Annotated in this window: 23 protein-coding genes; 21 read left to right on the top strand and 2 right to left on the bottom strand. The window is 43.9% G+C overall.

The window, feature by feature from the left end:
• The first annotated feature begins 73 nt into the window (after window positions 1-73).
• From yhbY to fliB, 20 genes are all read left to right on the top strand, one after another.
• Window positions 74-370 carry a ribosome assembly RNA-binding protein YhbY gene (yhbY, locus tag DWV73_RS02195; protein WP_022359431.1) on the top strand — a complete coding sequence of 99 codons (297 nt, stop codon included), beginning with the start codon at window positions 74-76 and terminating at the stop codon, window positions 368-370.
• 50 nt (window positions 371-420) lie between these two features.
• Complete coding sequence (nadD, locus tag DWV73_RS02190) at window positions 421-1047, top strand: nicotinate-nucleotide adenylyltransferase (protein WP_117795776.1); 627 nt, start codon at window positions 421-423, stop codon at window positions 1045-1047.
• Window positions 1047-1628 carry a bis(5'-nucleosyl)-tetraphosphatase (symmetrical) YqeK gene (yqeK, locus tag DWV73_RS02185; RefSeq protein WP_022359429.1) on the top strand — a complete coding sequence of 194 codons (582 nt, stop codon included), beginning with the start codon at window positions 1047-1049 and terminating at the stop codon, window positions 1626-1628. The genes nadD and yqeK overlap by 1 nt, the downstream gene beginning before the upstream one ends.
• Window positions 1629-1655: 27 nt before the next feature.
• Entirely contained in the window at window positions 1656-2024 is a 369-nt protein-coding gene (gene rsfS / locus DWV73_RS02180) for a ribosome silencing factor (RefSeq protein WP_106999903.1), read from the top strand.
• Window positions 2025-2473: 449 nt separating this feature from the next.
• Window positions 2474-2791 (top strand): helix-turn-helix transcriptional regulator, encoded by a 318-nt coding sequence (locus tag DWV73_RS02170; RefSeq protein ID WP_106999901.1) that lies wholly within the window; start codon window positions 2474-2476, stop codon window positions 2789-2791.
• A gap of 189 nt (window positions 2792-2980) precedes the next feature.
• The gene (locus DWV73_RS02165) at window positions 2981-3466 is read left to right on the top strand and encodes a hypothetical protein (protein WP_207661028.1); all 486 of its coding nucleotides are present in this window, start codon (window positions 2981-2983) and stop codon (window positions 3464-3466) included.
• 47 nt (window positions 3467-3513) lie between these two features.
• Complete coding sequence (locus DWV73_RS02160; protein WP_106999899.1) at window positions 3514-4029, top strand: hypothetical protein; 516 nt, start codon at window positions 3514-3516, stop codon at window positions 4027-4029.
• Between the two features lie 531 nt (window positions 4030-4560).
• Window positions 4561-4812 carry a hypothetical protein gene (locus DWV73_RS02155; RefSeq protein WP_117795419.1) on the top strand — a complete coding sequence of 84 codons (252 nt, stop codon included), beginning with the start codon at window positions 4561-4563 and terminating at the stop codon, window positions 4810-4812.
• Window positions 4813-5193: 381 nt separating this feature from the next.
• Window positions 5194-6507: a hypothetical protein gene (locus tag DWV73_RS02150; RefSeq protein ID WP_117795417.1), complete on the top strand. Its 1314-nt coding sequence runs from the start codon at window positions 5194-5196 to the stop codon at window positions 6505-6507.
• Window position 6508: 1 nt separating this feature from the next.
• On the top strand, window positions 6509-7321 hold the full coding sequence (locus DWV73_RS02145) for a DeoR/GlpR family DNA-binding transcription regulator (RefSeq protein ID WP_106999897.1): 813 nt from the start codon (window positions 6509-6511) through the stop codon (window positions 7319-7321).
• Window positions 7311-7937 carry a class II aldolase/adducin family protein gene (locus DWV73_RS02140; RefSeq protein WP_242995701.1) on the top strand — a complete coding sequence of 209 codons (627 nt, stop codon included), beginning with the start codon at window positions 7311-7313 and terminating at the stop codon, window positions 7935-7937. The genes DWV73_RS02145 and DWV73_RS02140 overlap by 11 nt, the downstream gene beginning before the upstream one ends.
• Window position 7938: 1 nt before the next feature.
• Window positions 7939-8772 (top strand): purine-nucleoside phosphorylase, encoded by an 834-nt coding sequence (locus DWV73_RS02135; RefSeq protein WP_106999896.1) that lies wholly within the window; start codon window positions 7939-7941, stop codon window positions 8770-8772.
• Between the two features lie 31 nt (window positions 8773-8803).
• Entirely contained in the window at window positions 8804-9877 is a 1074-nt protein-coding gene (mtnA, locus tag DWV73_RS02130; RefSeq protein ID WP_242995700.1) for an S-methyl-5-thioribose-1-phosphate isomerase, read from the top strand.
• A gap of 13 nt (window positions 9878-9890) precedes the next feature.
• The gene (locus DWV73_RS02125; protein WP_117795415.1) at window positions 9891-11063 is read left to right on the top strand and encodes a BMP family ABC transporter substrate-binding protein; all 1173 of its coding nucleotides are present in this window, start codon (window positions 9891-9893) and stop codon (window positions 11061-11063) included.
• A gap of 32 nt (window positions 11064-11095) precedes the next feature.
• A complete protein-coding gene (locus DWV73_RS02120; protein WP_117795413.1) occupies window positions 11096-12637 on the top strand; it encodes an ABC transporter ATP-binding protein in 1542 nt (513 codons plus the stop codon).
• A gap of 16 nt (window positions 12638-12653) precedes the next feature.
• Window positions 12654-13772 carry an ABC transporter permease gene (locus tag DWV73_RS02115; protein WP_338126555.1) on the top strand — a complete coding sequence of 373 codons (1119 nt, stop codon included), beginning with the start codon at window positions 12654-12656 and terminating at the stop codon, window positions 13770-13772.
• A complete protein-coding gene (locus tag DWV73_RS02110) occupies window positions 13772-14731 on the top strand; it encodes an ABC transporter permease (protein WP_106999892.1) in 960 nt (319 codons plus the stop codon). Before DWV73_RS02115 ends, DWV73_RS02110 begins: the two co-directional genes overlap by 1 nt.
• 3 nt (window positions 14732-14734) lie before the next feature.
• Window positions 14735-16009: an amidohydrolase gene (locus DWV73_RS02105; RefSeq protein WP_117795410.1), complete on the top strand. Its 1275-nt coding sequence runs from the start codon at window positions 14735-14737 to the stop codon at window positions 16007-16009.
• Window positions 16010-16323: 314 nt separating this feature from the next.
• The gene (locus tag DWV73_RS02100; RefSeq protein WP_117795407.1) at window positions 16324-17019 is read left to right on the top strand and encodes a TMEM165/GDT1 family protein; all 696 of its coding nucleotides are present in this window, start codon (window positions 16324-16326) and stop codon (window positions 17017-17019) included.
• A complete protein-coding gene (gene fliB, locus DWV73_RS02095; protein WP_117795405.1) occupies window positions 17007-18161 on the top strand; it encodes a flagellin lysine-N-methylase in 1155 nt (384 codons plus the stop codon). Before DWV73_RS02100 ends, fliB begins: the two co-directional genes overlap by 13 nt.
• Window positions 18162-18341: 180 nt before the next feature.
• Here the strand turns inward: fliB and lexA are convergent, their stop codons facing one another.
• Together lexA and DWV73_RS02085 are read right to left on the bottom strand one after the other, a co-directional pair.
• Complete coding sequence (gene lexA / locus DWV73_RS02090; protein ID WP_022359416.1) at window positions 18342-18959, bottom strand: transcriptional repressor LexA; 618 nt, start codon at window positions 18957-18959, stop codon at window positions 18342-18344.
• A gap of 182 nt (window positions 18960-19141) precedes the next feature.
• Window positions 19142-20056 carry a hypothetical protein gene (locus DWV73_RS02085; RefSeq protein ID WP_117795403.1) on the bottom strand — a complete coding sequence of 305 codons (915 nt, stop codon included), beginning with the start codon at window positions 20054-20056 and terminating at the stop codon, window positions 19142-19144.
• Window positions 20057-21033: 977 nt separating this feature from the next.
• Between DWV73_RS02085 and DWV73_RS02080 the strand changes: the two genes are divergently transcribed.
• A complete protein-coding gene (locus DWV73_RS02080; RefSeq protein ID WP_242995699.1) occupies window positions 21034-21336 on the top strand; it encodes a LysM peptidoglycan-binding domain-containing protein in 303 nt (100 codons plus the stop codon).
• Window positions 21337-21481 lie beyond the last annotated feature (145 nt).

Genomic DNA, 21481 nt, shown 5'->3' with positions numbered 1-21481 from the left:
ACACATTTACAATATTTCAAACTCAGAAATCCACACTGGATCTGAGTTTGAATTTTAACAGGAGATAGATTTTATGACAAGCAAACAGAGAGCTTATTTAAAAGGTCTCGCGATGACCATGGATCCGATCTTCCAGATCGGCAAATCCAGCCTGACGCCAGAACTGACCGCTGCTGTGGCAGAGGCGCTGGAGGCCCGCGAGTTAATTAAACTGAATATTCTGAAGAACTGCGTCGATGACGGCAATGAGCTGGCAGCCGTTCTGGCTGAGCGTACCCACGCACAGGTAGTACAGGTAATCGGCAAGAAAATTGTTCTTTATAAAGAGGCAAAGGACGAGAAGAAACGTAAGATCGTTCTGCCAAAATAAAGGAGCTGCATTCTGCGAATGAATCTCTGACAGAAAGGATACGGATGACGATGAAAAAGATCGGTATTATGGGGGGAACATTTGACCCGATCCATAATGGACATATCATGTTGGGAAGACAGGCGTATGAAGAATATGATCTTGACTGCATCTGGTATATGCCCTCCAGGATCCCGCCGCATAAAAAGGATCATACGATCACAGCGGCAAAGGACCGTTTGGCAATGACTGCAGCTGCGATCGCGCCGTATCCTTATTTTAAGCTGTCTGATTTTGAACTTCGCAGAACCGGCGGAAATACCTACACAGCAGACACGCTTCGCTTATTGAAAGAAGAATATCCGGATGTTGAATTTTTCTTTATCGCGGGCGCAGACTCAATTATGGACATTGAAAAATGGTATCATCCCGAATATGTTCTTCCAGCCGTCACATTTTTGGCGGCAGCAAGAGAGCATGAGGAGGCGGATCGTTCGCTGGATGAGCAGATTTCCTATTTAAACCAGAAATATCAGGCGCATATTCTGCGTCTTCACTGCCGTGAAATGGATGTTGCTTCGGCGGAGATCCGCGCGGCTTTCCGAGCAGGACACGCAGCAGACGTTCGTTCCCTGGTGCCGAAGGAAGTCTGTCAATATATCGAACAGCACGGCTTGTATCAGGAGGTAAATGTGTAATGGACGAAAGAATTACAGAGATACGGAAGCATTTGAAAAAGAAATTGAACCCGATGCGCTATGAACATACGCTGGGTGTTTCATACACATGTATGGCTCTGGCAATGCGTTACAGTGCCAATCTGGATCAGGCGGAGATGGCTGGACTTCTCCATGACTGTGCAAAGCGCTATGATGATGCGACTATCATCTGCAAATGCCAGGAGCATGGCATTGAACTGACTGAAGGTGAACTGCGGGCTCCGGCTGTGATTCATGCAAAATTAGGCGCATGGATGGCAGAACACAAGTATGGTATTACCGATCCAGAGGTCTTATCTGCAATCGCCTGCCATACGACCGGAAAACCAGCGATGTCCCTGTTAGACAAGATCCTGTACGTAGCCGATTACATCGAACCGCGCCGTGATAAGGCGCCAAATCTGCCGAAGCTCCGCCGTCTTGCATTTGAAGATCTGGACGAAGCGCTGTATCAGATTCTGGACAGCACCCGCAATTATTTAAAGGAAACGGGCACGGCAGAGGATGATACAACCGAACAGACCTGGGAATACTATCATGAACGTCATGTTCATCAATAGACACATTAACAGGATTTAAATAAAATAATGAGGAGGATAATCCCCGTGGAAGCAAAAGAGCTGACCAAACTTGCCGTAAAGGCGCTGGAAGATAAAAAAGGCGAAGATATTCGCGTCATTGATATTCATGGAGTATCTGTACTGGCTGATTACTTTGTCATCGCAGACGGAAGCAACGCCAGCCAGGTAAAGGCAATGGCAGATAATGTAGAGGAAGAACTCGGCAAAGCCGGTCATGAGTGCCGTCAGATCGAGGGCTATCAGACTGCTGGATGGATCCTGATGGATTACGGCGATCTGATCGTACACATTTTCTCCCGCGATGACAGACTGTTTTATGATCTGGAGCGCATCTGGAGAGATGGAAAAGTAGTTGAGAATGTGGAGGAATTGTAATAGATTTTTGTTTCATTCCTTTTATATCACGAACAGAAAGGGAAAAACCTGCAAATGGTTTTTCCCTTTTATCGCGAATAAGAGAGAAAAACTTGAAATCTGTGTTTTCCCATCTATCGCGAACAAGGCTGATAAAGTGTTTTCCTTTCAACTCAAAACTTACTTTTTAAAAGCGCTCCATTTTGTAAATTTCAAAAATAGTGAAATAAAACGAGTTACAAGGTTGGAATACGCTAATTGCAACGAACGCAATTTGTTTATTGAGAAGTGTTGTATCAAAGCAATAAGTATATATATTGATATTTTTTTAAAAGATCATATAATAGTGGTAGGAAAAACCCTACATTCCCTACTGCTATAGTATGATTGGTACTGGTGGGTCTGTCCTTTCCGTGGTAGAATATTTACGTTATCAAGAAACACGGTCCTGAATCATGGAGGTGCAAAGTATGGAACCAATGTATTTGTCAATCCAGCCGGAAGAGACAGGGGAACGCATAAGAAGACTGCTTTTGGAACAAGGGTATACGATTCGGGAAATCCAGGGAGCTTTCGGGTTTGAAAATCCGCAGGCCATTTACAAATGGCTGTCCGGTAAATCGTTACCCAGCATCGACAACTTCATTATTTTAAGTAGATTATTGCATACTACGATTGAAGATATCCTCGTCATTGACGGGGATATTCCTCGTTTATGGGGAATTTTAAACCGATGGTTGAATGACATCCGTTGCCGTATGATTTACAATCGGATCAGAAACAAATGATAGCGGAGAGGACGGTGAAACATGGAATCGGAACATAAATTTATGTTAAATGATATTCTGCGAAAGAAACGGAAACGTAAGATGCGCAAACCGGAATGTCCTGTTTTTCTTACTTACGGACCGATTCACGTTTTCCCCTTGGAATGGATAAAACGTTGGAAAGAAGATATCATCTGCATCTGTCAGAGATTGCGTTACGGATACTGCTACCGTGATGCCTGGGCGATTGACCAGTGGTTTCTTGTTATCATCCCCAACATGCTCAACGATCTACGTATCAACGGTCATGGATATCCGGGATCTTTCACAGGAACCGAAGAAGAGAATGTGCGGAAATGGAACCGGATCCTAGAACATATGGAATTTCTATTTCGGGAGGCAAACGAGGAAACCTGTCACCGGAAAAATCCATATGAAGAAGCATATGATCAGGCAAGAGAGGCTTTCACCCGGAAATACGGGATGTTTGGTGAAAAGCTGAAAACCGAAGAAGAAAAAGAGCAGGAAAAAGATAAAGGTTATTACTGTGTGCATACCATGTCCGATGTGCCGGAATACAAGGAAATATTGGACCAATGGTTTGCAGCGGAGAAGGAACTGGCAGCATACCGAGATCGGTGTATGAAAGAAGGAATGAAGCTTTTTGCCAGATATCTCTGGGATCTGTGGGACTGAGATCATTTTTATTTATATTGATAAGAACATTGTGGGAGGCGAAAATCATGCAGAAAATTACATCGGCTTATGCAAATAAGATGCTGAGAAGCCTAGAAGAAGACAAGGCATTCTGGGTAAACAAGGAATCGACATCCAGTACTTACGTGGCTGCGGTCAACGAGGAACCAGTCGTTCCGGAATATGATTACATGACTGTTGCGAATACGATTGATGAGATTGACAGGAAGATCCTTACTATCAAGCACACATTGAATCTGACCAATGCCACCGCAAAAGTGCAGGTCGGCGCTCAGGAAATGAGCATTGACGGCATCCTAATCCGGATGGCGCAGCTCAACAAGAGAAAGACGGTGCTTGACGATATGCGCAAGAGACTTCCAAAAACGCGAGTCTATGGCAACTCCTTCGGTTCTTCTGGTTCGGCACCGGAGTATAAGTATATCAACTACGATCCGGAACTGATCCGGCAGGAATATGACCGCATCTCCAATACGATCATGGAAATGCAGATTGCACTGGATCGTTATAATCAGACGGTGCTGTTTGAGGTGGATATCTAAGTAGAATTTCCGTACAGGGCATACTTCTAACAAAAAATTACGAGTGGTTACGGTTCATTGTCATCGCTTATCGGTTATTTGTTATCGGGTTATGTGTTTCGGTTCATGGAGACGGCTTTGGAAAAGCATATCATGCAGATTTTCAAATCACCCTGTAAAAAACCTGTGAGGGATCACGGTGCCAAGGTACGGTTTTCAGGCACAACGGCTGCGGAAGCAATTCCGTAGCCATTTTTCATGGTAAGAAGGATTTCGGTCTGAAAGAGTTCAAAACCTAACTCAAAACTTACTTTTTAAAATCGCTCCATTTTGGAAATTTCAAAAATAGTGTACTGAAGTGGGTTATAAACACGGAATGGATTGGGTCACAAGAATTCCAAAACCGGAATTATGATAAAGCGCTTTATGATTTCAGGCAGGAACGTCTGAGCGAAAATTTGACTCAAAACGTTATCCGCAGAAACCGCTAATTGGAAATTCGAATTCGATGATGATATAGTTGGGCAGAAAAAATCGAAAGGAGATCAGACTATGGGAAGACTTTACAAAATCAACCAGCCGTGTCCCAAGTGCCATGAGGAACATAATTGGTGGCACATTCAGCTGACGGATGAGGAACAGGCGAAGATGGATGCGTATGTGGCAGCCAGTGAGGGAAAATCATCCTTGGAGTTACTTCTGGGCGAGCCGGGAATTGTTGTTATGCGAAAGCTTAAGTGTTGTTGCTGCGGTCACGTATTTGAAGTGAAACAGTACATTATTCAAGGGTATATCAGCATATGAAGCATAAAACAGCTTGTTTCTAATAGTAAATTCCAGTTTTGAAGAACTTTGCAAAACTAACGTCCATAAAAATCATGATATTTTGATTTGCCAGAATTTACTTTTGCAAGTGATTAGCTAAATCAGAACTTAAACTTGCAAACTGGAAGCTCGGATTCCAATTCAGCTCTCCTAGAAAGATCCCTTCGATTTTTCGGGGGATCTTTTTGTGACATAGAAAACCTCATCCTATGGTGAAAAAACAAAACAAAAAACAGAAAAACAAAGAAAAAGAAAGATTAGTACTTGCTTTTCCTATAAAAGGTGCTTATAATGTATGTAAATAAATCAGCTGCTAGTTAGTAGCAAAACTAATAAATACATATAAGAGGAGAAGAAGAGATGAGAAAAAAACTTGCAGTAATGATGGCTGCTATGGCCGCAACCGCGATGGTAGGGGGCTGTGGTGCAAAGGATGCAGCACCGACCGGCGCAGAGACCAAACCGGCTGAGACTTCTGCTGCTCAGGAGACAGAAGCAGCTCAGGAAGAAACCAAAGAGGCTGATGCCCATGAGGCAGAATACCTGGCAGAGTTTTTCGATGTACAGATCAAAGAAGATCCGGACAGTGCTGCTTTTTCCGCTGACCTGAAAAAGGTAGCAGGAGATGAGGCACCGGCTGTCGAGGGGGACATGACCTGGTTTTCTGCTGTGAAAGCTGCTGTGGCTGCTGCTGATTATGAAGAGCTTGCTCTTAGCTATCCGGAAGATAAGATTAAAGATCGTCTTGAACAATATGGGGTAAAGATGGATGAGACGAATGAATATGCCAGATACGTTGCTGCTGCTCTGGATACCAGCCTCATCACTTCCGAAACTGCGAAAAAAGTCGTTGCAGAAGATGCCTTTACAGCTGAGGATGAAATCAGTCTTCTGATGGCAATTGCCAATGCAAATGGAGACGCAAGAAACTACCTTGGCATGTCAAATGATCCAGACATTTACGCGAAACTGGACCAGGCATGGAATTCCTTTATCTTATTTGATGACAGCAAACTGGCAGAGATCGGAAAAGAAGCTGTACAGAACAAGGTAACCACCGGATATGGATTAAAATCTGCTGCATACAGTGCCCGCTTTTTACCGGAACTGACCTTACAGTACGGTCATTCTGATATCAAACATGTACATCAGCTGATGGGGCTTCTGAACAGCGAGAATATCACAGCAAAGGTTCAGCTTGAGCCGAAGATTAGTATTTACCAGTATCTGCCGGAGTGGGGTCCGATCCCGGAGGCTACTCCAACCTACGAAGTAAAAGAATATGAAGATCTTGCACTGGTATATGCAGTAGAATATGACCTTGAGCTTGAGTTCGACAATCTTGAGGATATGAATCGTTTTGACGAAGTAATCAAGACGTACGCAAAGAAAAATGAAGGAAATGAAGAAGCAAAGGGCCTGATCTATGCATCCTGGTGGCAGCCGCTTTATTCTTCAACCAGAACAGATATGCCGGAGACTGATTATCATCAGATCTATGATTGCGTAATCACGAACGATACATATTCCATTCATCCATTTACCTTACCGGAAGATAAAGATGAGGTTGTTGAAAAACTGACGGAAATCTCCGACGGCCTGGAAGTTGTACCGGTTGAACGCTTCTGCAATACCGCTTTCTATAATTACCTGGAAGGTGAGGACTATCAGTAATATGCATGCAATCGAACGTGCAGAATACATCTTGTCCATGCTGGAGAAGAATAAAGTAGTCATGGTGACGGATCTGAGCCGTGAAATGGGAGTTACGGAAGAAACGGTTCGAAAGGATCTGGAAAAACTGGAAAAACAGGAGAAATTAAACCGTGTTCACGGAGGTGCCTACTTAAACGAAGGTTTTGGCAATGAAACGCCCATCTCGGTTCGCAGCAAGGTGATGCAGGAAGAGAAAAAGCTTCTTGCATCTCTCTGCATGCAATGGATTCACGAAAAGAGTTCCATTTTTCTGGATTGCAGTACCACGGCTCTTCATATTGCAAAGCAATTAGCGGATTTTCCCGGCAAGCTGACCGTCATGACCAATTCTCTGGCAGTGGCAAAGGAGATTGATGCGAATCCGCAGATTCGTCTTATTTTATTTGGCGGTGAGCTGAATCGCGATCGGGAAGCGTTTGAAGGACAGACCGTACTGGAACAGATGAAAACCTGCTTTATCAATTATGCATTTGTCAGCAGTGCCGGCTGCAGTCTGGAGGCAGGTATTACAGATTCCACCCGTGAAGAAGCAGATATCCGTCGTCAGGTATTAAAGCAGGCGAAACATAAGATCCTGGTGGTGGACAATACGAAGATCGGACGCAACGAGGTGTATGTGATCGGAGAGTTGGAGCAGCTCAGTCAGGTGGTTGTGGATCATTCCATCCGAAAAACCAATCCGGACCTATGGGAATGGTTCCAGGCACATCAGATCCCTGTCCTGGAAGGGAAAGCGGAAAGAAAATCAAAAACCAAAGGAGATGAGCGATAAGATTATGACAGATTTGAAGGAACTGAAACAAAATGTGCTGATGACAGCGAAAAAGGCCTATGATGAAAAGCTGATGGCCGGAACAAGCGGCAATATCAGTGCTTACTTTCGTGAGAAGCAGTGGATCGTAATTACTCCCAGCTCCTATGATTACAGTTTGATGGCGGAAGAGGATATCGTAGTGATTGATCTGGATGGCAATCTGGTCGAAGGAAGACACAAGCCATCTTCCGAGTGGAAAATGCATGCTGAGATTTACCGTCACCTGTCCCATGCTAATGCGGTGGTGCATACACATTCTCCTTATGCAAGCAGTTTTGCGGTAAACCATCAGGAAATTCCAGTTGTACTGATTGAAATGATTCCTTTCTTAAAAGGGAAACTGGAGGTAAGTCCTTATGCACAGCAGGGAAGTGCAGAGGTTGGTCTGAATGCAGTTCCAATCCTGGAACGGAAAAATGCCTGTCTGATGGCCAATCACGGTGTCGTGGCTATCGGCGGAACATTACCGGAAGCATATACAAACAGTGTTTATGTGGAGGATGCTGCAAAGATCTATCATCTTGCACTCTGTTCAGGACATCCGGTTGTGATCAAAGAATACGAGGAGGTCTGATATGACAAAGGCGTATGAACGATTATTAAAATGCTATCAGTGCTTTAAAGACAAAATTAATTTTAAGCCGGAGGTGGCACTGGTGCTGGGATCCGGACTCGGTGATTATGCAGATACCATTCGGGTAGAAGCTGTTTTGGATTATCATGATATTGAGGGTTTTCCTGTGTCCACAGTCAGCGGACATAAGGGCAGATTTGTCTTTGGATACGTAGGAGATGTCCCGGTCGTAATCATGCAGGGACGTGTCCACTACTATGAAGGATATTCCATGGAGGATGTAGTTCTTCCCACCCGTCTCATGAAGATGATGGGGGCCCGGGTCTTGTTTCTGACCAATGCTTCCGGCAGTGTGAATTATGATTACAAAGCCGGTGATTTTATGATGATCACCGACCAGATCAGTAATTTTGTACCGTCTCCTCTCATCGGACCCAATGAGGAGATGCTGGGAGAGCGTTTCAGCGATATGTCTGAGATTTACCGTAAGGACCTTTGTGAGATCATCCGGGGTGCTGCTGCAGACCTTCAGATTCCGCTTCAGGAGGGAACCTATATCCAGCTGTCCGGTCCGAATTTTGAAACTCCCCATGAAGTAAAAATGTGCCGGATACTTGGAGGAGATGCAGTAGGAATGAGCACCGCATGCGAGGCCATAGCTGCCAATCATATGGGCATGAAGGTCTGCGGTATTTCCTGCATTTCCAATCTGGGATGCGGAATGACTGATCAGCCTTTGAGTGCGGAGGAAGTGAAGGAAACAGCTGACCGTGTTGCACCGTTATTTAAACAGCTGATTACGGAATCCATAGTTCGAATCGGTAAAATGATCTGAGTGATGAATAAAAAACAAAGGAGATGATAAAGTGGACAATCAGTCAGAAGCAATCAAAAATGTGTACTTGCATGAAGACGGCAAAGCTGTGATCATCATTGATCAGACTAAGCTTCCAACGGTTACCGAATACCTGACCCTTGGAACGGCGAAGGATCTGTATGATGCCATTTTTGAATTGAAAGTCCGGGGAGCACCGGCAATCGGAATTTGTGCGGCATTTGGAATGTATGTTCTGGCCGGAACGATTGAAACCGGGGATTACGATGAGTTTTTAAAGAAATTCAGAGAGTATAAGGATTATCTGAACTCTTCCCGTCCAACGGCAGTGAACCTGAGCTGGGCATTAAACCGCATGGAGCAGGTAGTGACAAGCCACAGCGATGCTTCTGTACCAGAGATTCTTGGATATCTGAAGAAAGAGTGCATGGATATTCAGGAAGAGGACAGCCAGATGTGCAGAGCGATTTCTGAATATGGTTTAAGCCTTATTAAGGACGGAGACGGAATTCTGACACATTGCAATGCCGGACCCTTAGCCACCTCCCGCTATGGAACTGCCTTAGGACCTCTCTTCCTTGGAAAAGAGCAGGGCATGAATTTCCATGTATTTGCAGATGAGACAAGGCCGCTTCTTCAGGGAGCAAGACTTACCTCATATGAGTTAGATCAGGCAGGAATCGATGTAACATTGATTTGTGATAACATGGCCAGCATTGTAATGAAAAACGGCTGGATCCAGGCCTGCTTCGTAGGCTGTGATCGTATCGCTGCCAACGGTGATGCGGCCAATAAGATTGGAACCAGTGGTGTTGCAATCCTTGCAAAACATTACGGAATTCCGTTCTATGTATTAGGACCGAGTTCAACCATCGATCTTGACTGTGCAACTGGCGATGATATCCAGATCGAACTTCGAAGTCCGGAAGAGATCAAAAGCAAATTTTATGAAAAACCGATGGCACCGGAGGGTGTCAAATGTTATAATCCGGCATTTGATGTAACCGATCACACGCTGATCGCCGGAATTGTAACGGAAAAAGGAATCTGCAGATCACCGTATACGGAGAGTCTTGCAAATATGTTTGGCAAAAACAAAAAATAGGAGGAAAAGATTGATGAAAAAATTATTTGGTATTGTAGCAGGTGTAGCAGTATCCGCAGCGTTAATGACAGGATGCGGTGGAAACAATAATACAGCCGAGACAAAGGAAAATACGGCTGAAACAGCAGCAGCTTCTGCTGAGAACGCTGATGGAGATTTAAAGATCGCCATCGTGACCAGTCCATCCGGTGTAGATGACGGCTCCTTTAACCAGGATAACTACAACGGTATCCTGAAATTTATCGAGTCTCATCCGGGAGCAACCGTAACTCCGGTTCGCGAGGAAACCGGTGATCCGGCTGCAGTTATTCAGGCAGTTGCTGATATCGTTGCAGACTACAATGTGATCGTATGCCCGGGCTTCCAATTCTCCGGAATCGGAACCATCGCAACCGATAACCCAGATGTAGATTTTATCCTTGTAGATACGAATCCGACCGATTCTGAGGGTAATGACATCGAATGTGATAATATTTATGCAATGACTTTCAAGGAGCAGGAAGGAGGTTTCTTCGCGGGAATGGCAGCTGCACTGGAGTCTGAAAGCAAAAAGGTAGCTGTAGTAACCGGTATTGCATACCCAAGCAATGTAAACTATCAGTACGGTTTTGAGAGTGGTGTCAATTACGCAAATGAGAAATATGATACCGGTGTTGAGATCGTAGAGATCCCATCTTACGCAGGCGTTGACGTTACCAATAAAAATGTAGGTGGAAACTATGTTGGAAGCTTTGCAGATGAAGCAACCGGTAAAGTTGTTGGAAAAGCTCTCATCGATGAGGGCTGTGATATTCTGTTCGTAGCTGCAGGCGGTTCTGGAAACGGTGTATTTACTGCTGCTAAAGAAGCTGGCAATGTAAAAGTAGTAGGCTGTGACGTAGACCAGTATGATGATGGTGCTAACGGTTCTGATAACATTATTTTGACTTCTGTACTGAAAGTTATGAGCATGAACGTAGAGAAACAATTAAATGCTATCGCAGACGGAGGTTTCCAGGGAGCAAACGCTCTGTTAGGTGCAGATTCTGATTCTGTTGGTTATGTAACAGAGGAAGGACGTCAAAGCATGTCTGAGGATACCGTGAAGAAGATGGACGAAGCATATGAACTTGTAAAAGATGGAACTATCGTTCCGGCAGCAAACTTTAACGGAATTGAGCCGGAAGATTTCCCAGGATTGAAATAATACGTTCTGTACCAGAAAATGAGGAGGCTTAAATGTCGGAATATATCATTGAAATGAAGCACATCACAAAACGTTTCCCAGGTATCGTGGCAAACGATGATGTGACGCTTCAAATTAAAAAAGGTGAGATCTTCGCACTGCTTGGCGAAAACGGTGCCGGAAAATCAACTTTGATGAGCATGATATTTGGTATGTATGAACCGGATGAAGGTGAGATCTTCATCCGGGGTAAGAAAGAACAGATTCATTCTCCAAGCTACGCAACAAAACTCAATATTGGTATGGTCCATCAGCATTTTAAGCTGGTACAGAATTACACGATTACAGAAAACATTATTCTGGGTTTAAAGAAGAAAGACAAACTGTTTGGAATCCTTCCCTATGTTGATTTAAAAAAAGCAGATCAGGAGATCGAGGCGCTTTCTAAGAAGTACGGTCTGGAAGTCAATCCGATCGATGTGATCGAAAATACAAGTGTATCGACACAGCAGCGTGTCGAGATCCTGAAAATGCTGTACCGGGAAGCTGAAATTCTGATCTTTGATGAGCCGACAGCAGTGCTGACGCCTCAGGAGATTGAATCCCTGCTGACGATCATCCGCAACCTCAGAGATGATGGAAAAACCATCATCCTGATCACCCATAAGCTGGAGGAAATCAAAAAAATTGCAGATAGATGTGCGATTTTAAACAGAGGAAAGCTCATCGATGTTCTAGATGTCGCCACGACCTCTACAAAGCAGATGGCCAATTTGATGGTTGGACGGGAAGTTTCTTTTGAAGTAGAGAAATCAGAGCCTCATTACCGGGAGACTGTGTTAGAGGTAAAGAATCTCACTGTAAAAAATCAGGATCATTTTGAAGTAGTAAAAAATGTATCCTTTTCTGTCCACGGCGGAGAAGTATTTGCCATTGCCGGAGTATCCGGCAATGGTCAAATTGAGATTGCAGATGCGATTGCAGGAGTTGAGAAGGCAGCTTCAGGTAGTATTCTTCTGAATGGAGTCGATATCACCAATTACTCCATCCGCAAACGAACCCTGGAAGGAATCTCTTATATTCCGGAGGATCGGCAGAGCTGCGGCCTGGTCATGGATTTTACCCTGGAGGAAAATCTGGGACTGAAAAACTACTTCCGAGAACCATTTTCCCATAAAGGTGTACTGGATAAAGCAGAATTTTCCCAGTACGGAAATGAACTGATTGACCGGTATGACATCCGGAGCAGTCAGGGAAACAAGACCATTGTCCGCTCCATGAGCGGCGGTAATCAGCAGAAGGCCATCATCGGAAGAGAGATTGAACTTCAGTCTCCTCTGATGATCTTTGTGCAGCCAACCAGAGGTCTGGATATCGGAGCCATCGAAAATATCCATAAGCAGATTATCCGACAGAGAGATGCAGGAAAGGCAATCCTGCTGATTTCGTTAGAGCTGGATGAGATCATGAATTGTGCAGATACCATCGGAGTAATATATAATGGAGAAATCCAGAAAATAGCAGCTGCAAAAACGCTTACATCAAATGAAGTGGGAGAATTTATGATGGGGGTGCACCAAAATGCTGAAAATTAAACACAGATTGAAAAAGATGCTTGTCAGACTCCTGGGAAATGAAAAATACCAGGGTATCACCATTCCCATGTCGGCCATTTTCTTAAGCCTTCTGGCTGGAGCTGTGATCATTCTTTCGCTTGGCAAGAATCCTCTGTCGGCCTATGGTAACCTTCTTCAGGGGGCTGGATTCCTCCCGAAACCGAGTTATGCCGGATATAAGAATATGCTGACCGACTTCACCAGTTATATGAATGCCTGGACTCCGATGCTTTTTGCGTCTCTGGCAGTAGCAGTCGGTATGTGTGCTGGACTCTTTAATATCGGTGTCTCCGGTCAGATGCTTACCTCTGGTTTTATCACAACTCTGGTGATCGGATATAGTTCCCTTCCGGCAGCGGTGGCTAAGCCATGCGTACTGATTGTCGGAGCAGTCGTTGGTGCACTCATCGGTGCACTTATTGGCTGGTTAAAATACAAATTTAATATCAATGAAGTCGTATCTTCGATCATGATAAACTATACGGCCCAGTATGTGATCAGCTTTTTCATCAACACGTACTATATCAATCCGGTTTCCAGGCAGTCCCAGGCCGTCTCGAAAGCATCCCGCCTGACTCTGATGGACACACCCGTCGGAAACTTGAAAATGGATATTCCCTTAGGAATCCTTCTTGCAGTTCTGACTGCAGTCCTGGTGAAGTTCGTGTTAGATCGCACCGTATTTGGCTATGAACTCAAATGCGTGGGACTTGGAAGAAAAGCGGCCATGTATGCAGGTGTCAATGTTGGCAAAAGCATGATCATGGCGATGATGTTCTCCGGTGCATTAGGAGGCCTGGCAGGAGTGACGTACTACCTGGGGTATTTTGGTTCGATTCAGCCCCGCGTCCTTCCAAGCACCGGTTTTGATGCCATCGCAGTGGCACTTCTTGCAGGAAACCATCCCATCGGCATCATATTTTCATCTCTTCTGATCACAGTGATCAGCAAGGGCAGTACCTACATGAATTCAGCATCCGGTCTGGAATCAGAGATCGCATCCGTTATCACCGGATTGATCCTGCTGTTTTCCGCCTGCGGTGTATATATCCGTTACAAAGTGAATCGAATGAAACAAGAGTTAAATGAAGAGACAGAAAGGGGGATCAGCTGATGGAACGAATCCTGATTGATGGTTTATCCTTTGCGATCCCGCTGTTCGTAATGGCAATCGGAGGGATCTACAGCGAAAAGAGCGGCGTGACGAATCTGGCTTTGGAGGGATTGCAGGGAATGGGGGCATTTATAGGCGCCTTTGTGGCCGTTCTGGCTGCAGGCTATTTTGGAAGCAATTCCCAGGTTCCTTATTATCTCGCAATTGTATGTGCCATGGCAGGTGGAATGCTGTATTCGCTCTTATATGGACTGTTATGTATCCGTCTGAAGGCAAATCAGATCATTGGCGGAGTCGTGATCAATATCCTGGCTATGTCACTGACTGCATTTTTTACAAAACTTTTAAACCGCCTTGTGTTCGGTGCAGCTTCGGAAAAATTTGTTCTGGGTGTGTCTGCACGGTTTACAATTCCGCTGCTCTCCGGCATCCCAGTAATTGGAGCCGCATTTAAAGATGTCTATCCATTTGAGATCCTGATCCTTCTGATCGCAGTTGTTGCCTGGTATGTGCTGTATAAAACGCGTTATGGCATGAATCTTCGTGCCTGTGGAGATAATCCTCACGCAGTAGACGCAGCAGGAGAGAATGTTACCCGGATCCGTCTGATTGCAGTCCTTGTATCCGGTGCTCTGTCCGGTCTGGCTGGAATCAGCTTTGCTTATTCCATTTCAGCGAACTTTTCTTCCAACATCTATGTGGGATACGGATATCTGGCGATTGCAGCCATGATATTCGGAAACTGGAAGATCCTTCCTACACTTGGATCCTGCCTGCTGTTTGGTTTTGCCCGATCCGGAGGCTATTATCTTGTCCAGAAGATGCAGATGCCCAGCAGTTACTCGGATCTTGCCATGACGCTGCCTTATATCGTTACAATGCTGCTTTTGATTTTCTTCTCAAAATACAATCGTGCTCCTCGTGCACTTGGAGAGATTTACGACAAAGGAAAGAGGTAGAACATGAATATTCGTTTTTATAATGCCCAGATTCTTCCGATGAATGGAAATATGGATATCATCCACGGAGAGGTATGGGTCGAAGGGAACACTATTACATATGTAGGTCCTCATAAGGAATGCGGCAATGTGTGGGACCGTGAGATCGATGCAGAAAAAAATCTCATCATGCCGGGCTTTAAAAATGCACATACGCACACAGCCATGACGTTTCTTCGATCCTATGCGGATGATATGCCGCTGCAGGACTGGCTGACAAAGCAGATTTTCCCGATGGAAGCAAAATTACAGCCGGATGATATCTACTGGCTCTCCAAACTGGGAATCATGGAATACCTGACCAGCGGTATTACCTCCTGCTTTGATATGTATCTGAATACAGAAATGATGGCTAAAGCATCGGTAGAATGTGGATTCCGGAGTGTACTCGTCAGCGGAATCAATGATTTTTCCTCTTCATTGGAGGAAGTGGAGGCAGATTTTAATACCTACAACCAATATGATGAGCTGATCAGGTATTGTCTGGGATTTCATGCAGAATACACTTGTTCCGAAGAACTCTTAAAAAAGATTGCCGAGCTGTCACAGCGCTACAAGGCTCCTGTATTTGCTCATATGTCAGAAACAGAACGGGAAGTGGCAGAGTGTGTACAGCGCCATGGAACTACACCTGCAGCTTATCTGGATTCCTTGGGCTTATTTGAACATGGGGGCGGTGGATATCATTGCATTTGGTTTACCGATGAGGAAATAGAACTCTTCCGCAGGAAAGGACTGACAGCGGTAACCAATCCTGGATCCAACACAAAACTTGCAAGCGGCATCGCCAACACTACGGCATTTTTGAAACACGGAGTCAATATGGCCATCGGCACAGATGGACCAGCCAGCAACAACTGCCTGGATATGTTCCGGGAAATGTTTTTAGTGACGGGACTGGGAAAACTTCATGATCGGGATGCATCTGCAGTACCAGCAGAAGAAGTTCTGAAAATGGCAATAACCGGCGGTGCAAAAGCAATGGGACTGACAGACTGCGACTGCCTTGCAGAAGGCAAAAAGGCGGATCTGATTATGATCGATCTGAACCAGCCGAATATGCAACCTATCAACAACCCGATGAAAAACCTGGTATACAGCGGAAGCAAACAGAATGTGAAGATGACCATGATCAACGGCAAGATCCTCTATGAAGACCAGAAATTCTTCATTGGGGTGGAGCCAAAGGAAGTTTACAAAAAGGCAAATGAGATCATAACCCGAATGAGACAATCGTAGGTAAAAGCGTTAAATTCCGTTGACAACACATTCTTTATTTGATACTATTTATCAAGTAAATTCAATATTCCATGAGGGAGTAGTTAGCGCGAAAGTGTGGTTTGTCAACATTCTGATTATAGCAACTGTATAATCTGGCAAATCTTAAATAATGAGACTCATGTATATCGATGGACGACAGTTTTTGTATCATGCATAGCTGTCAGTTGATATACATGAGTTTTTCTTTTGTGCATTGATGCAAAAAAGGGAGGACATCATAATCGACAGTAAGCGGTGAGGGAACATGCATTACATCTAGGAGGAAATGAAAAATGATGCTGTTTTTTAAAGTGTTTTTTACAGAATTTATCGCAGAGATGGGCGATAAAACCCAGCTTATGCTGATTGCTCTCACTTCAAAATATAAGTTGAGAGATATTATACTAGGAACTGCGGCGGCGATTCTTGTTCTGAATGGTCTTGCGGTTCTGGCGGGCGGACTTGTCAGTGAATTTATTCCTGACTGGCTTATTAAGATGATTGCAGCACTTGCATTTCTGTATTTCGCCGCATCGACTCTTGCCGGTGATGATGAAGAAGAAGAGGAGGAGGGCGGTAAATCAAAGATTCAGTTCGCACCCTTAGCTGTTTTTTGTACATTTTTTGTGGCAGAACTGGGAGATAAGACTCAGCTTACAGCCATCACGTTCGGAGCCAATGAAGGCATGAAATCAGCCTTTGTTGTATGGATTGGATGCTCTCTGGGACTTTTTGCAGCGGATATTCTCGGAATGCTGGTTGGATATCTTTTAAAGAGCAAAACTCCCGATGGGCTGCTGAATACACTGGCATTTGTTATTTTTTCCATATTTGGTGCTTTCACACTTCATCAGGGACTGAACATGATGAACGCAAGAGTCTGTCCGATTCCGGTATGGTCGGTATGGATTGCTGCGGCTGTTATTTTTACGGCCTTATGTGCCTGGATCTATATAAAAAGAAAGAAGGAAAATAAATGCGATATTTAAAACCACATTATTATGATAAATTTGTCTGTACAGCAGGAGATTGTCCGGATAGCTGCTGTGCCGGATGGCAGATCGTGATTGATGAAGCCTTTCTGGAGCGATATGGAAATGAAAAGAGCGAGTTCGGAACGCGATTACGCAATTCTATTGACTGGGATGAAGAATGTTTTTACCAGAACAATCGGCGCTGTGCATTTTTAAATGAAGAAAATCTCTGCGATCTTTATAAAGCACTGGGACCAGATTCTCTTTGTGATACCTGCCGGATGTACCCGAGACATACGGAAGAATACGAGGGACTTCGGGAATTATCTCTTTCCCTGTCCTGTCCGGAGGCGGCTAGAATCATTCTTTCCTGTAAAGAACCGGTCCGTTTTCTGGAAGAAGAGGACGATTTGGAGGACGATTTTGAAGAATTCGATTTTATGATGTTTTCCCAGTTGGAAGATACAAGAGATGTTCTGTTTTCGATTTTACAGGATCGATCCCTTCCTCTGACACTCCGAATGTCGGCATCCGAACAGCTGACAGAACAATATCAGATCCGGGTGGAAGAGCAGAAGGAATATGAAATTGATGAACTTCTGCGAAACTGTGAAGCTCATCATCAGAGAAAAAAACTCCAGGAATTTGTATCAGAAAGTCTTGCTGAAAAAGGCATTGATGCAGCATCTCTCCATCGGTGGGCACGCCAGATAGAAGAATTGCAGGTACTACGCGGTCTGGAACGCCTGCGTCCGGAATGGGATGATGTGCTGGATGGTGCTGAAAAGTGGCTGTATCAGGGAAGTGAGGAAACCTATCATAAAATTTGCGAAGAATTTCATAAGGCATATGGAAGCTTAGGAAGTCACAAAGAAGAATGGGAAAATCTGGGCGAGCAGCTTTTAATGTTTTTTGTCTATACCTATTTTTGCGGGGCTGTCTACGACGATATGGTCTGTTCCAAGATGGAACTGGCATTGTTCTCTGTTCGCTGGATACAGGAATTCCTGATGGTCAGATGGCTGGAAAATGGAAAGAAACTTTCCGTGAAGGATGTGGAAGAAATCTCCTGGAGATATGCCCGGGAAGTAGAACATTCCGATGATAACTTAAATGCACTGGAAGACTGGCTTTTTGAGCGGTATGCACCAGTTTAATCACCGAAAGAAGCATATTGCAAAAATGAATCATACGAACAAAAAAGCTCTATTCTATAAAATTGAGCGTACCGTATCTCCGGACGTCAACGAATAGAGCTTTTGAGTTAAATTTTGTCACATAATGCTTCTGCCATTTTCAGATAATACATGAAAGGTAAGCGACAGCGAACCAATGTGTTACCGCATAAGGCGCAACAGGCCGATTACTTTCCCAAGAATCTGTACTTTATCCACAATAATCGGATCCATGGTTGCATTCTCCGGCTGGAGACGATAGTGACCGTTCTCCTTGAAGAAACGCTTAACGGTAGCTGAATCATCGATGAGTGCAACCACGATCTCGCCATTCTCTGCGACACTGGTCTGTTCCACGATAACACGATCTCCGTCATAGATGCCCACATCGATCATACTATTGCCGCGGACCTTCAGCATAAAAGTTTCGCTGTTCGGAAGCAGTTCTGCCGGAATCGGGAAATAGTTCTCCACATTCTCATCAGCCAGAATCGGCGCACCGGCTGCTACAGTACCGATAAGGGGTACATTTACCAGTTCACGGCGGGACAGGTTAAAGGTGTCATCAACGATCTCGATGGCTCTCGGTTTCGTCGGATCCCGGTGAATATATCCGTTCTTCTCAAGCTGTTCCAGATGAGAGTGGACAGAAGAGGTAGACTTAAGCTGTACCTTTTCACAAATTTCACGTACCGTCGGCGGATAACCTTTCTTTAAAATGCATGCTTTAATAAATTCCAAGATCTCTTTCTGTTTATCTGTAATACGTCCCTGTGCCATATAGATTCCTCCTGTCGATGAAGTATATAAAATGTTTTTAATATCGGATATACAGTGATTCTGGCAGGATACAAGTCGAACGCCCACCTGATGGGACCAGCAGCTGAATCACTGAAAGGTCTGGCCTATAGTAAGCCCTTATTATATTATATATAGTAACATATGTTCGGGCAAAATGCAAACTATTGTTCGTTTTTATCAATGTTTTCTTTTTTAAGCTGTTCTCTTGCCTGCTCAAGCAGCACTTCCAGACGGGCATTTTCTTTGTCTGCCTGACGAAGGAGTTCCTGCATTTCCCGTTCTTTTTTGAATAGTGCGCGCTCCATCGTAAGCTCCGCCTGGGCTTTGCATTGCTGAAGACCCACATCAGCATCCGCTTTTTGTTTTGATAATTCCTGGGTAAGTTCTGTGAGTTTCTGCTGTAGTTCTTTATTTTCAGTTTCAAGTGCCAGAATCCGATCGGATGCATGCTGATAGGACTCTGACTTTACCTCCTGTTCCTTCTGAGAGTGAGAGAGAGCAAGTACAGTATCATGAAGTTCCTGTTTGCATTGCAAAAGCTCATTCTTAAGCATTTCTTCTGATTCTTTTGAATGTTCATTTTTCTTCAGCTGATTTTGTGCCTCTTCTAGTTTCTCCTTCAGCATCTGGTTGATCTGTTCCTGATCAGCAGCACCTTTTCTGAGCGATTCTAGCTGTTCGGTGAGTGTCTGTTCCTGCTTGGTCAGCAAAGCGAACTCCGCATCCATTTTTTTCTTTTCTGCTTGAAGTTGTTCTACTTTTTTCTGTAACTCTGTGAGGCGCAGTTCTTTTCTCTGGAGTTCAGAAGAGAACTCCTCCCGTGCTCTGGCTTCTGCATTCTGGTTCAATTCCAAGCTATACAGATATGCGGAGGTGATGGACTTAACCATGGTTTCAAACTCCTCAATCTCGACACTTCTCCCCGGAATTGAGGATTTGGCTTGATTTAACTCAAACACCTGCATCACATGATCAAAGCCCTGGGCCTGGTTCATTCCTTTTTGTTCGCAAAATGCACGGAAAGCATCCGCTGTATCGGAATCGATTCGAAAGTTTGCCTGTTTAATTTCTCCCATATTCTATATTCTCCAATCTATTTTTTTGTAACTGTTTATGCAACTATTCAGTAGGTCTGCGCATTTACTGCGCTGACCGTACGAAAACATGGGTCAGCAGGCAAAAATCCCATTGCCGTAGGTAATTTTTAATGGATTTTTGCGTGTGACTGTGAAGGTACTGAACAGTTACCTGTTTGTTTAATACCCTGACATTCTTGCTGCGAGGTGGTAACTGTTCATACTCATGTAGACAGTTACGCGAGATAATACTCTGCTTATCAAACTGATTTCAAAGAAGTGCTTTGCAAAGATCATGCGCCAAGTCTTATAACGTTCGATTTAAACTGAAATTTCAAATTGCGTCATACTTTATTTTATGTATATAGATTATCATGAAACCACAAGGGCGTCAATCTGATTCTGTGATATGTTATATATATGTTATACATAATTATTGTTATACATAGATTATGATTTTGATAGTAAAAATAGGAATGAAACCATCAACTATTCGTGAAAGGATGCTTTCGCGAATAGTTTTATCGACTTTTATGGACATATTTGCCAGAAATAGCAGCGCAGTTTTGTGCAATATGTATGATTCCCTATAAAAATCTATATACCTAAAGTATTTAGATTTTTATAGGAAGCAGGTGTCTGCTGCTTACGAGCAAAGCCGCGTTTTCTTACGGCACTTTTGAAACCGAAAGTACCGTAAGAAAAGGTGGTGGCAATAGAAATTTGCCGTATTTAAATGCGAAGCCACGGCAAATTTCGTTACTGGGCACGTATGCGGGAACAGTAGCAAACTGCGAACAAATGTTTGTTTTTTCTTTCAAAACCATTGACAAACATTTGTTCGTGTCGTATAATGTAACCATACAGAACAAATGTTCCTGACATTTTTATAATATTCAAATCTCTTCTCATTCTTTAAGAACAGATTTGAATACAAAAAGACGATTCCAACAAAACACGAGAGGAGAAGATTGCAAATGTATACGTTGAAAAAAGGTGTTATGGTTTTAGCTGTTGTTTTCATCATGCTGCTTTCGGGCTTTTTTGGACGGAGTCTGATGTATGTGATGGCTGAGGAAGAAGCAAATACTAGACCGGAAAAGTACTATACCAGTATTCATCTGAAAGATGGAGATACGCTCTGGAGCATTGCTCAGACATATTGTGCAGATTCGGAGGAGTCAGTTGAGGAGTATGTACGGGAGCTGCGCCAGATGAACAGTCTTTCGGATGACCATATTGACGCAGGGCATTACCTGACCATTCGTTATTATAAATAAATCGTTACCGTTCACATACACGTACACACAACCGATAACAGAGACAAAATCAAATTTATAGAATTTTCCATATTCCTGTCCGTAGTCTGTTCATTTAATCTATTTTCTGGTAGAATAAAGTTTAGCAAGCAGTCTATATCTGATT

Source organism: Clostridium sp. AF12-41 (assembly GCF_003461685.1).
Classification (GTDB): Bacteria; Bacillota; Clostridia; order Lachnospirales; family Lachnospiraceae; genus Otoolea; species Otoolea fessa.
The sequence above is the reverse complement of the archived record's forward strand: the minus strand, read 5'-3'. Positions and strand labels throughout refer to the sequence as shown.